The sequence below is a fragment of the Micromonospora sp. KC207 genome, from assembly GCF_004348615.1.
Taxonomy (GTDB): domain Bacteria; phylum Actinomycetota; class Actinomycetes; order Mycobacteriales; family Micromonosporaceae; genus Micromonospora.
This window is the reverse complement of sequence record NZ_SMKJ01000041.1, coordinates 20,759-31,553: the sequence shown is the minus strand read 5'-3', so window position 1 is coordinate 31,553 and position 10,795 is coordinate 20,759. Positions and strand designations below refer to the sequence as shown.

Below are 10,795 nucleotides of genomic sequence, written 5' to 3'. Positions count from 1 at the left end.
TGGGAGAAGCGACAGTGGCGCCCCGGCCTCCGGCCGGGGCGCCACTGGTGTCGGTGTGCAGGTCGCCTCTCGGCGCGTGGCGCGACGCGACTCCAGCCGAACGGTATTCCGCGAAGGCATTTCAGGTGAGGCCCGGGGACACTGGGCACACCGACACCCGTCACAACGGACCGGGGCGGGTCGATGTTCCAGCCCCCGACGTGACGGGCGTCACGCTCTCCGGTCGCGGTCCGGTCGGGGCGACGTTTGACCGATTCCGCCTCGGGTAGCTGATCGTCGTGACCGACGAAGCGCCCGTCACGGCCGCCCCGGTGAGCGACGCCGGGCCCGTCGAGGAGCTGGACATCCGGCCCCTCGACGAGTTGCTCGACGACATCTACCGCGGCCAGGAGCGGATCAGCCAGGCGGACATCTACCGCCGGGCCGTCGCCGCCGAGCTTCCCGCGGCGCTGCTCACCCGGATCGCCGCCCTCCCCGAGGGCGAGTACGCGGTGGACGAGGCAGCCGACCTGCTGGGCGGTTCGGTGCCCTGACACCGGCTCGCACGGCCCCGGCCCCGCAGCACCACCCACAGCCGCACCAGCCCCGGCCCGCACCGGCCATCGAGAGCCACGGAGGGGAACGAGATGACCGCCCGCCAGGAGCAGCACCACGAGCACATCGAGGCGCTCGGCCGACCGCCGGAGGGCCTGGACACCACGCCCGAGCCGGACTTCGCCAACGAGCACGACCGCACGGCAGTCGACGCGGACGTGATCACCGGCGAGGACGAGGGCGAGCGCGAACCGGAGTCGCCGCACGGCTGGTCCGGCATGCAGCGCTGACGCCGGGGACGACGGCGCGGAGCGCACGCGGCGGCAGCACAGGGGGGCGACCGGCGGCAGCACAGGCGGCGGCGCGGGACGTACCCGGCGGTAGGCGCAGGACCGAGGGGAGAGGCCGGCAGCGGCCCTCCCCTCCGGCGTACCGGATGGTCAGTCCCTGTGGCGTACCGGATGGTCAGTCCTTGTGGCGTACCGGATGGTCAGTCCTTGTGGTGGTGACGGCCGTCGGCCGCCCGCTGGGCCAGGGCGTAGCCCATCTGGAGGAAGTCGGAGGCCGCGACGGCGGTCAGGGCGGTGGCCACCAGCCGGGTCAGCCGGGGGGCCAGGACCAGGCCGCCGGTGAGCCCGGTCGCCACCCAGACGGCCAGGCAGAACGGGCAGCTCAGCAGCTCGCCGATGGCGTGCCGGGTAGGGCTGCCCGTGTCCCGGACCTGCTCCATCACCTCGCCGCTGCCGATCGGGTGGTCGTAGCGGGTGAACGGGGCGCGCAGCGGGCTGGTGATCGCGTCCTTGGACAGCAGCCGGCTGAGCTTGTGGGTGGCGACGGCGAGCAGCACCACGTCGGCGGTGGCGGGCCGCTCCGGCACGGGCCGGCCTGTCACCCGGACCAGGCCGGTGATCGTGGCGGTCACGCCCGCGTACGTGCCCATCGCGGCGAGGTAGCCGCCCAGCGGGCGGTGCTCGTGCGGCGCGTACGCCTGGCGCAGCCGCGCCACCTTCTGCTTCAGGCGGCTCTCGCTCAACCCGATCTCCTCATCGTCTGCCCGGCGCGGCTCCGCCCGAGGGTCCGTACGCCTGAAGGTCCGTGCGCCACAGGGCCCGCCGCTCAACCGGCGGTCAGGTTGTCGGCCACCTCGCGGGCGAGGTTGGCCAGGGCCTCGTCGGCGAGCCCGGGGTTCGCCCCGCCGGCGGCGCCGGCGAGGTCGAGGAGCACCCGGGCGCCCCCGGCGTCTGCCGACTCGACCCGGATCTCGGCCGACCAGCCGGGCGCGGAGTCGCTGTGCCACCGCGCCCGCAGGTCCCCCGCGTCGACCTCGGGGCGGTTGTCGCCGTCGGCCCGCAGTGGCTCCGGCAGCCAGGCGGCGACGCGGTCCGGGTCGGTCGCCGTGTTGAACACCACCTCGGGCGGCGCGGACATGCCGCGCTCCGCGCGTGCGGCCATCACTCGTCCCGCAGCCGGGCGGGGTCGATCTCCCGCCCGGGGTGCCGGGCCAGGTACTCGGTCTCCAGCTCCGCCGTGCGGCGCAGGTGGTTGGCGAGCGCCGAGTCCGACGCGTGCCGCAGCGTGTCGAGCCGGGTGCGGTGCAGGCTGTGCATCTCGCGGATCAGGTCGTCGTCGGCGAGCTCCGCGGGGTCGATTCCGGGCTCGCCGTCGGTGGACAGGTCGCGCAGGTGGTCCCCGTCCCATTCGGGCATCCGCTGTTCCGGGCTGACGTCCATCGGGCCGGTGGTCCGCCGTAGTGACTCGGTCATCGTCGCCCCCTCGTCTCGGCTGGGCTGGCGTCTAGATGGATGCCCACCCCGGCCCAGGGCAAACCCTCCGAACTACGACGCCGCGTCGGAGAGCGCCCCGCCGCCCGGTACCCTCGATGCCATGAAACGGCTCTGGACACCGGCGTGGATCGCCCGCCACGTGGCCATGGTCGTGCTGGTCGTCGGCTTCCTCGGGCTGGGCTGGTGGCAGATCAACCGGGCCGCCGAGGGCAACGCGCTGAGCTGGGGGTACGCGGTCGAGTGGCCGATCTTCGCGGCGTTCGTGCTCTTCGTCTGGTGGCGTGAGCTGCGGCACGCCCTGCGGTCCGCGCCCGGCGGCGAGCCGGCGGAGCCGACCCCGGCCGACCGGGTAGCGGCGGGCGTGCCGGCCCCGCCGTCCGCCACCCCCACGGGGGTACGCCGACCCGTGCGGGTGTCCCGGGCACCGGTGCCGGTCGACGGCGCGGAGGACGACGACCTGGTCGCGTACAACCGCTACCTGGCATGGTTGAACGCCAATCCGGGCGCCCGGCCCGGTGACTACCCCGGCTGAGGCCGATTCGCGACTACCCGGCGCAGGCCGGTTCGGAAGGACGGACAAGGTGGGCGGAGCCCTTACCCGGTACCGGGTGATCGCCTGGATCGTGGGCGTGGCGCTGGTCGTGCTGGTTCTGGTCGGCATGCCCCTGAAGTACGGATTCGACGAGCCGACCGTGGTGGCGGTCGTCGGCACCGCGCACGGCTGGCTCTACATGCTCTACCTGGCGGCGACGTTCGACCTGTCCCGCCGGGCGGACTGGCCCCTGAAGCGGATGCTGCTGGTGATGCTCGCCGGCACGGTCCCGTTCGTGTCCTTCTACGCCGAGCGGCGGGTCAGCGGCTGGCTCGCTCCGGAGCCCACCCCGGCCGTGGAGCCGGTCGCCGGCTGAGCCCCGGAGCCGGTGTCCGGCCGAGCCCCATCGCCCGGGGGGTCAACGGTCGGGGTGCCAGAACGGCTGCTCGGCGGCGGCCGGGGCCGGACCCCAGCCGCCGTGGCGTACGCCCTCACGGGCCCGGCGCACGGCGCGGCTGACCTGGCCGAACTGTCGCTCGTCGTCGCTGCTGAACAGCAGCACCTGCGCGCCCCGGTGCCAGCCCCACAGCTCGTACGGTGGCGGGCGCCAGCGTTCGCCGGCCACGGCGAGCAGCACCGGCAGCAGGGCGACCGCGCCGAACGCCAGGTACGCCCCGGCGGTGAGCCGTTGCAGCCCGCCGGTGAAGCCGAGCAGCAGCCCCATCCCGGTGATCATGAGAGAGGTCACCGCCACGGCCCGGGTGGCGAGCCGGTCGTGCGGGCCCCGGGCGGCGTGCAGGTGGGTCAGGTCGGCGATTTCCCAGGTGGTGCGGCCGACGGTGAACCGGTCCGCCGTGACGACGATGCCGGGTTGGGCGTAGAGCAGGACGGGGGCCGCGGGGGTCACCCGGGGTGACCGGCGCGGGCGGGTCGAGGAGTCTTCTCCGGTCGCGGTGCCATTCCGGGTCGCGGTGCCTTCTCGGGTCACGGCTGTCTCCCACGGCTGAGGCGCCGGGCGCGGTTCCCGTGACACCGATAAACAGGCAGCGGGATTCCCGGCTTCGGCACCATTCTGTTACCGCAAGGCCAGCCCGGAGCGGCCCTTTCCGGCGTGTTCTCCCGGCCCGGTGGCCGTGCCGCGCCAGCTAGAGACCGACGAGTCCGGCATGTCGTGACATCGCGCCAGAGCCCTCGGCGACATCCGTCCAGAACGACGAAACCGGCCTACCACGCGAAAGCACCCTAGGGGGCGCGTCGCGCTAGCCGCCCGCGCCGCCGCCATCACCATACGTGACCGTCCCTCGTGACCCATCCGACCGTTTCGACACTTTCGCCCCTGCTTCAACTGCGGGCAATTTCCGTCCCGAGATAGGTTGAGCGGGCCGGACCCGGTCGACCGCCGTCCACCCGGACAGCCCCGGGCCGGTGCCGTCGCGGCGTCCGCAAGGCCGTGACGGCCAGTGGGAGAGGAGCCCTCCGCTCTTGTCGTCCCTCAGGAATTCGCTGCGCGCACTGGTGACGGCCGGTCTCGCGGCCGTACTGATCGCCCCGGCGTCGGTGGCTCGGGCCGAGCCGACCCCCGCCGAGCTGACGCGGCGGATCGAGAAGTCCTCGACCGAGTTGGAACGGGTCGTCGAGTCCTACAACAAGCTGACCGAGGACATCAAGGCGAACAAGGCCGCCGCGGCGAAGCTCGCCGCGCGGATCGGCCCGCTGGAGGCGCAGACCGCGCAGAGCCGGGCCGACGTCGGCTCGATCGCCGTCACCGCGTACAAGTCGGGCCGGCTGGACACCGCCAACGCGTTGCTGAGCCCGGGCGGGCCGAGCAACCTGCTGGACCGGCTCGACACCCTCGACCAGCTCAGCCGGCAGCGCCAGCAGCGGATCGCCAGCTACACCGAGAACCAGCGCCTGCTGCTCGACCAGAAGAGGCGGCTGGACGCCACGCTGACGAAGCAGGGCGCGCAGGCCAAGCAGCTCGCCGCCGGCCGCAAGCGGATCGAGAAGGACCTGGCCGAGCTGTACGAGATGCGCCGGCAGGCGTACGGGCGGGCCACCGAGCCGTCCACGCCGAAGGCGCGCTCGGGCGCGAAGTCCGGCGAGAAGGCCCCGGCCGTCTCGGGCCAGGCCGGCACGGCGGTCCGGTACGCGTACGGCGCCCTCGGCAAGCCCTACGTCTGGGCCGCCGACGGCCCCGACGGGTACGACTGCTCCGGCCTCACCTCCGCCGCCTGGCGGGCGGCCGGCAAGTCGTTGCCGCACAACACGAGGATGCAGTGGGGCGTGGTCAGCCACATCAGCCGCAGCGAGCTGCGCCCGGGCGACCTCGTCTTCTACAGCGACCTGGGCCACGTGGCCATCTACGTCGGCAGCGGCCAGGTGATCCACGCGCCGACGTTCGGCCGCAACGTGGAGAAGCGGGACGTCGACCTGATGAGGCCCTACGGGTACGGCCGGGTCCGCTGACCGTTCCGCGACACGACGGCGAACGGCCGGCGTCCCCCTATCGGACGCCGGCCGTTCGCCGTCGTTGCCACCAGCTCAGGCGGCCTGTAGCCCCTCGGCCCGGGCCAGCTCGCGCAGCCGCCCCAGGGCCTGGATCTCCAGCTGCCGGATCCGCTCCCGCGACAGCGAGAACCGCGACGCGACCTCGGTCAGCGAGTGCTCCCGCCCGTCCTCAAGGCCGTAGCGGGCCCGCATGATGCCAGCCGACCGGTCGTCGAGGTGGTTGAGCAGACCCTCGATGCGCTGCCGCTCCAGGCCGGTGAGGACGATGTCCTCCGGCGAGGGGGCGTCGCTGTCGGCGACCAGGTCGCCGAGATTGGTGTCGCCGTCGTCGCCGACCGGCGTGTCCAGCGACACGGTGTCCTGCGACCAGCGGACCAGCTCGTTGACCCGCTCGACGGTGACGCCGAGTGCCGCCGCGATCTGCTCCGGCTCCGGGTCGCTGCCCAGTTCACGGGTGAGCTGGCGGGCCGTGTTGCGCATCCGGTTGACGTCCTCCACCAGGTGCACCGGCAGCCGCACGGTGCGTTCCTGCTGGGCGATCGCCCGGCTGATCGCCTGGCGGATCCACCAGGTCGCGTAGGTGGAGAACTTGAACCCGCGCTCGTAGTCGAACTTCTCGACCGCCCGGACCAGGCCGGTGTTGCCCTCCTGGATCAGATCGAGCATGGGCATGCCCGAGCGCACGTAGCGCCGGGCGATGGAGACGACCAGCCGCAGGTTGGCGCGGATGAAGAGATCCTTCGCCCGCTCCCCCTCGGCGGCCACCCGCTCCAGGTCGTCCCGGTCGACACCGGCAGGAACGCGGTCCGTCTCGAGCAGGTGCTCGGCGTACAGCCCGGCCTCGATCGACTTGGAGAGGTCGACCTCGGTGGCGGCGTCCAGCAGTGGCGTCCGGGAGATCTCGTGAAGGTAGACTCCGACCAGGTCGCGCTCCTCGGCCACCTCGTCGGTTCGCATGCCGATGTTCTTGTCCACGTTGCCCACGGTCCCCTCGCTCGCGCCGGTCGCCCGGTTCCTTGCCATCCCCACGTCCATCAGCCCTCCCCCGTAACTTCCGCTGTGCCCTCCGGCGCTGACCTGACACCTGCACAACAGTTGAGACGCGTCGGGGATTCCATGTCGTGAGTCGAAAGTGTCACGAATGCCTGAGTAGTAGCTGAGAGCCCGGTCCATGTTTGCTGTCAGCACCCCGAAAGTGGCTCGCCGTTGGCGCCACGGACGGGTCGGCCGATCGACGGAACGTGTCCACCCGTAGGCATGGCACCATCGCCACCCCGGGGCGCACAGCGACCCGCGTCACCGCCGCGCTGCGATCCTGGTCACGGGCTGATACGCGCTGGCGGACCGGTCGGTTCATTCACGGATTCGGAATACCCTCGCCCCGGTTGAACAATCCGAGCCGTGTGGTAAGTCCCACTGCGGACCAGAGGTGACCATCGTCACCGGCCGCGCCGCCGCCCGCGGCGGCACGCGGCGTCGGCGCTCGCCCGGGTGAGGTGCCGCGACGCTCAGGAGGCGAGCAGGTCGAGCGCGCCCCGGACCTGGTCGTCGGCGCGGGCCAGGGCGGCCCGGGCGGCGGGGACCTCGGCACCGGAGACGAGCGACACCAGGGCAGTCTTGAGGTCGCCGTCGGCCTCGTGCAGGACCCGCCGGCAGCCCTCCTCGGCGCAGCCGGTGGCCTCCATCAAGATCGAGATCATCCGGCCGCGCAGCTTGGCGTTGGTCGCCACCATGTCGATCATGAGGTTCGAGTAGACCCGGCCCAGCCGCACCATGACGGCCGTGGAGAACGTGTTGAGCACCAGCTTCTGTGCCGTGCCCGCCTTCATCCGGGTCGACCCGGTCACCACCTCGGGGCCGGTGTCCACCCCGATGAAGACGTCCACCGCCCCGGCGGCCTCGGCCTCCGGGTTGGCGCAGAGCAGCACGGTCGAGGCTCCCTGGGCCCGGGACGCGGCGAGCGCCCCGAGAACGTACGGGGTGCGCCCGCTGGCGGCCAGCCCGACGACGAGGTCGCCCGCGCCGACGCAGTCGGCGGCCTCGGCCGCTCCGCCCCGGTGGTCGTCCTCGGCGTCCTCCACGGCCCGCCACATTGCGTCCCGGCCGCCGGCCAGGTGGGCGCAGAACCAGTGCCGGGGCGAGTTGAAGGTGGGTGCCAGCTCAGCGGCGTCCAGCACGCCGAGGCGACCGGAGGTTCCCGCGCCGAAGTAGTGCACCCGGTGCCCGCCGCACAACGCGGCGACCGCGAGGTCGACGGTGACCGCGATCTCGTCGAGAACCGCCGCGACGGCGGCCGGCACCCGCCGGTCCGCCTCGTTGATGACGGTGAGCACCTCCCGGGTGGACATCAGGTCGAGGTCGACGCTGAGCGGGTTGCGCCGCTCGGTGGGCGCGCCGACCCGGATCACCGGGCGGGCGGGGACCGCGACCTCGCCGGGCTCGACGCGCCCGGCCGTCATCCCCGCCTCCGGCCGGGGCCGACCCGGCGGGCCCGCACCGCGTCGGCGGTGACCTCCAGCGCCCTGCGGGCGCGGGCGCGGTTGCGGGCGGCCACGCCGACGAAGAGACAGTCGATCACGGTGAGCTGGGCCAGCCGGCTGGCCATCGCGCCCGAGCGGTACGTGGTCTCCCGGGCCGCCGTGGTCAGCACGAAGTCGGCGACGTCGGTGATCGGCGAGCGGGGGAAGTTGGTCAGTGCCACCGTGCCGGCGCCCCGGGACCGGGCCTGCTCCAGCACCTCGATCACGTCGGACGTGGTGCCGCTGTGCGAGATGCCCACGGCGATGTCGCCCTTGACGAGCAGCGCGGCCGAGGTGAGGGCGGTGTGCACGTCCGGGAAGTAGAACGCCATGCGGCCGATGCGGTGCAGCTTCTGCTGGAAGTCCGAGGCGACGAAGCCGCTGGCTCCCGCGCCGTAGACCTCGATTCGGCCGGCGCCGACGATCGCCTCGACGACCTGCTCGCAGACGGCCGGGTCGAGCTGCTCGGCCGTCTCCTCGACGGCCCGCGCGTCGTTGAACGCGATGGTGGCGATGATCTGGGCCAGGTCCGCGCCGGGCGGGATGTCGCCGCCGACCACCCGGGCGTCCGGTGGCTCGACCCGGCGGGCGGCCTCGGCGGCGAGCCGGATCCGCAGCTGCGGATAGCCGTCCATGCCGACCGAGCGGCAGAACCGGATGACGGTCGCCTCGGATGTCTCGGCGGCGGTGGCGAGGTCGGTGATGGTGCGCCGGGCGGCGTCCGCCGGGTCGGAGACCACCAACCGGGCCACCCGCTGCTCGGCGGGCGACAGCGAGGGAAGCAGGCCGCTGATGTGGACGATCAGCCCACCCGGCTCGTGACTCGCGGAAATCTTCGGACTCTTCGCCACGGATGAAACTTACTTTCACGGAGCGCAAGCGTCAACCGTGTCTCCGCGTATCGGGAAAAGTACTCCGGACGTTCATGAGTGTTGCGGCCAGAGTGCCATTTCCGCAGCGCTCGGCACCTCCCCCGCCGGGCCCGGCCCCCACGCCGTACGGGGTTGGGCGGCCCGCCGTCCGGCCCCTTCGACAGAACTTCCCAGCCCTCGGGAGCCCGTACCACCGGCGCCCGGCGCCGGCGACGGGGCCGCGCCCACCGGCGGCGTGGGGTGGCCCCGGCCTACGGCAGGGTCGGACCCGCCACGAGCAGCCCCGGCCCCCGGTCCGCGTCGTCGGCGGCGGGGACCGTCCCGGGCGCGGTCGCCGCCTCGGCCGGCACGGTCGCCTCGGCGCCCGCGGCCCCCCCGGCCGGTAGCCACGCGGCCAGGTGGGCCCGGATCTGCCGGGACACCTCCTCGGGCGGGCTGCCGGCGTCGACGACGACGAAGCTGGGGAACTCGGGCAGCGTGCGGTACGCCGTGTCGGCGGCGCTCAGCCAGCCCATCGTCTCGTGATCGGTGCCGCGCCGCTCGATCCGCCGGTACGCCTCTGCCGGGTCCACCGCGAGCAGGAAGGTGACCTGCGGCGGCGGAAAGATCCGGTATCCGGCGCGGGCCAACCGCTCCCAGCGCTGCCCACCGTGCGCCCGGATGCTGGCGTACTGGCAGGCCGAGTAGCGGTCCATGACGGCCGTCCGGCCGGTGACGAGGCAGCTCACCAGAGCCACCGCGATCGCCAGCCAGCGCAGCACGGACTCCACGGCGAGCAGTCCGCTCCGGCCGACCAGCCGCTCGGCGTCGGGGCGGCCGAGCCGCTGGGCGATCCGGCCGAGCCAGCGGCGGCCACCGGCGTTGCGGTGGTACGTCGCCGGGCGACCGGCGGCGGTGAGCGCCTCCGCGAGGTGGTGGGCCTGCGTCGTCTTGCCCGATCCGTCGATGCCGATCAGGGCGACGGCGCGCAGTCGGGCCCTGCCCCGCTGGTCCCGCAGTGATCTGGCCACCTTCCCCAGACTATCGGACCCGCGCTCACCTTCGGAGCTTTGTCCCTTATCACCTTGTTCGCACCCCGAGGGGCGACGCTCAGGTGTGGCCGACCGGAATGCCGGGTACGCAAATCGAATCCGCCTGTCCACGACCACGACCGACGGGAGGGCCACATGGCCGAGCGCGGGGACGAGACCCTGGTACACACGTTGAAGAAGGTCGCCGCCGTGCTCAAACAGTCCGAAATCCCGTTCGCCCTCGGCGGCAGCTTCGCGGTGTACGCCCACGGCGGGCACTCCAGCGAGCACGACGTCGACTTCCTCATCCGGGGTGAAGACGTGGACCGGGCGCTGGCGGCGCTCGTCGCGGCGGGTTTCGACGCCGAGCGCCCGCCCGAGGACTGGCTGGTGAAGGTTTACGACGACGGCCGGATGGTGGACCTGATCCACCGCCCGATCGAGACTCCGGTCACCGACGAGACGTTCGCCGACACGATCGACCGCCCGGTCGATGCGATCCACATGCCGGTGCTGTCCGCGTCCCAGCTCATGGTGCACAAGCTGCTGAGCTTCTCCCAGCACTACTGCGACTTCGCCCGGGCGCTGCCGCTGGCCCGGTCCCTGCGCGAACAGATCGACTGGGAACGGGTACGCAAGGAGACGCAGCACTCGCCGTACGCCGAGGCGTTCCTGGTGCTGCTCGACCGGTTGGACGTGGTGCCGTACGCCGGCGCCGCCAGAGAGAAGGAGACCGCGTGAGCGAGCACCGTGACAGGGCCGCCGGGACCCCCGCCGTCACCGCCGGCCGCCCCGACGAGTACGTGGAGGCCGAGATCCACCGGCTGCTGGCCGAGGACCCGGCCGTCGCCGAGCAGGGGATCACCGTGGTCCGCCGGGAGCGCGGCCTGGTCCTCTACGGCGAGGTGGAGAGCCCGCACCGGCGCGAGGAGATCCTGCGCCGGGTGGCCGAGCGCTTCCCCGACGTGCCGGTCACCAGCGACATCGGGGTGATCCGCACGCAGGCGCCCACCGAAGTCGAACAGTTGCCATGAGG

15 protein-coding genes are annotated in these 10,795 nt (G+C 73.0%); 7 read left to right on the top strand and 8 right to left on the bottom strand.

The features are described from left to right. Positions 1 to 278 precede the first annotated feature (278 nt). Together E1258_RS07970 and E1258_RS07965 are read left to right on the top strand one after the other, a co-directional pair. Positions 279 to 533, top strand: a complete 255-nt coding sequence (locus E1258_RS07970; protein ID WP_371688582.1) for a hypothetical protein — start codon at positions 279 to 281, stop codon at positions 531 to 533. 93 nt (positions 534 to 626) lie between these two features. Further along, entirely contained in the window at positions 627 to 824 is a 198-nt protein-coding gene (locus E1258_RS07965; RefSeq protein WP_132398249.1) for a hypothetical protein, read from the top strand. Positions 825 to 1,024: 200 nt separating this feature from the next. Here the strand turns inward: E1258_RS07965 and E1258_RS07960 are convergent, their stop codons facing one another. The 3 genes from E1258_RS07960 to E1258_RS07950 all read right to left on the bottom strand — a co-directional run bounded on the left by E1258_RS07960 (position 1,025) and on the right by E1258_RS07950 (position 2,297). Beyond that, entirely contained in the window at positions 1,025 to 1,567 is a 543-nt protein-coding gene (locus E1258_RS07960; protein ID WP_132398247.1) for a DUF1360 domain-containing protein, read from the bottom strand. Positions 1,568 to 1,650: 83 nt separating this feature from the next. Beyond that, positions 1,651 to 1,986: a hypothetical protein gene (locus tag E1258_RS07955; RefSeq protein WP_132398245.1), complete on the bottom strand. Its 336-nt coding sequence runs from the start codon at positions 1,984 to 1,986 to the stop codon at positions 1,651 to 1,653. After that, positions 1,986 to 2,297 (bottom strand): DUF6158 family protein, encoded by a 312-nt coding sequence (locus tag E1258_RS07950; RefSeq protein WP_132398243.1) that lies wholly within the window; start codon positions 2,295 to 2,297, stop codon positions 1,986 to 1,988. Before E1258_RS07950 ends, E1258_RS07955 begins: the two co-directional genes overlap by 1 nt. A gap of 121 nt (positions 2,298 to 2,418) precedes the next feature. On the opposite strand from E1258_RS07950, the gene E1258_RS07945 reads away from it, so the two are divergent. Together E1258_RS07945 and E1258_RS07940 are read left to right on the top strand one after the other, a co-directional pair. Beyond that, entirely contained in the window at positions 2,419 to 2,850 is a 432-nt protein-coding gene (locus E1258_RS07945; RefSeq protein ID WP_132398241.1) for a hypothetical protein, read from the top strand. A gap of 49 nt (positions 2,851 to 2,899) precedes the next feature. Then, complete coding sequence (locus E1258_RS07940) at positions 2,900 to 3,226, top strand: DUF3817 domain-containing protein (RefSeq protein ID WP_132398239.1); 327 nt, start codon at positions 2,900 to 2,902, stop codon at positions 3,224 to 3,226. Positions 3,227 to 3,268: 42 nt separating this feature from the next. Here E1258_RS07940 and E1258_RS07935 read toward each other — a convergent pair whose 3' ends face one another. Continuing rightward, on the bottom strand, positions 3,269 to 3,838 hold the full coding sequence (locus tag E1258_RS07935; protein WP_132398237.1) for a DUF6232 family protein: 570 nt from the start codon (positions 3,836 to 3,838) through the stop codon (positions 3,269 to 3,271). 494 nt (positions 3,839 to 4,332) lie between these two features. Here E1258_RS07935 and E1258_RS07930 point away from each other — a divergent pair, with 494 nt between their 5' ends. Further along, complete coding sequence (locus E1258_RS07930; RefSeq protein ID WP_132398235.1) at positions 4,333 to 5,316, top strand: NlpC/P60 family protein; 984 nt, start codon at positions 4,333 to 4,335, stop codon at positions 5,314 to 5,316. 75 nt (positions 5,317 to 5,391) lie between these two features. Here the strand turns inward: E1258_RS07930 and E1258_RS07925 are convergent, their stop codons facing one another. From E1258_RS07925 to E1258_RS07905, 4 genes are all read right to left on the bottom strand, one after another. Further along, entirely contained in the window at positions 5,392 to 6,381 is a 990-nt protein-coding gene (locus tag E1258_RS07925) for an RNA polymerase sigma factor RpoD/SigA (RefSeq protein ID WP_207919468.1), read from the bottom strand. Between the two features lie 485 nt (positions 6,382 to 6,866). Continuing rightward, complete coding sequence (gene murQ / locus E1258_RS07915) at positions 6,867 to 7,817, bottom strand: N-acetylmuramic acid 6-phosphate etherase (RefSeq protein ID WP_132398229.1); 951 nt, start codon at positions 7,815 to 7,817, stop codon at positions 6,867 to 6,869. Next, positions 7,814 to 8,728 (bottom strand): MurR/RpiR family transcriptional regulator, encoded by a 915-nt coding sequence (locus E1258_RS07910; RefSeq protein WP_132398227.1) that lies wholly within the window; start codon positions 8,726 to 8,728, stop codon positions 7,814 to 7,816. Before E1258_RS07910 ends, murQ begins: the two co-directional genes overlap by 4 nt. Positions 8,729 to 9,000: 272 nt before the next feature. Continuing rightward, positions 9,001 to 9,759, bottom strand: coding sequence for a dTMP kinase (locus E1258_RS07905; RefSeq protein WP_243715265.1), 759 nt, complete (start codon positions 9,757 to 9,759; stop codon positions 9,001 to 9,003). 39 nt (positions 9,760 to 9,798) lie between these two features. On the opposite strand from E1258_RS07905, the gene E1258_RS07900 reads away from it, so the two are divergent. Together E1258_RS07900 and E1258_RS07895 are read left to right on the top strand one after the other, a co-directional pair. Beyond that, entirely contained in the window at positions 9,799 to 10,500 is a 702-nt protein-coding gene (locus tag E1258_RS07900) for a nucleotidyltransferase family protein (protein ID WP_371688581.1), read from the top strand. After that, the gene (locus E1258_RS07895; RefSeq protein ID WP_007072628.1) at positions 10,497 to 10,793 is read left to right on the top strand and encodes a hypothetical protein; all 297 of its coding nucleotides are present in this window, start codon (positions 10,497 to 10,499) and stop codon (positions 10,791 to 10,793) included. Before E1258_RS07900 ends, E1258_RS07895 begins: the two co-directional genes overlap by 4 nt. Positions 10,794 to 10,795 lie beyond the last annotated feature (2 nt).

Bases quoted from the DNA above. Each gene is read 5' to 3' on its own strand.
- E1258_RS07925 (WP_207919468.1), bottom strand. From the start codon at position 6,381: ATGGCAAGGAACCGGGCGACCGGCGCGAGCGAGGGGACCGTGGGCAAC.
- E1258_RS07950 (WP_132398243.1), bottom strand. From the start codon at position 2,297: ATGACCGAGTCACTACGGCGGACCACCGGCCCGATGGACGTCAGCCCG.
- E1258_RS07955 (WP_132398245.1), bottom strand. From the start codon at position 1,986: ATGGCCGCACGCGCGGAGCGCGGCATGTCCGCGCCGCCCGAGGTGGTG.
- murQ (WP_132398229.1), bottom strand. From the start codon at position 7,817: ATGACGGCCGGGCGCGTCGAGCCCGGCGAGGTCGCGGTCCCCGCCCGC.
- E1258_RS07945 (WP_132398241.1), top strand. From the start codon at position 2,419: ATGAAACGGCTCTGGACACCGGCGTGGATCGCCCGCCACGTGGCCATG.
- E1258_RS07965 (WP_132398249.1), top strand. From the start codon at position 627: ATGACCGCCCGCCAGGAGCAGCACCACGAGCACATCGAGGCGCTCGGC.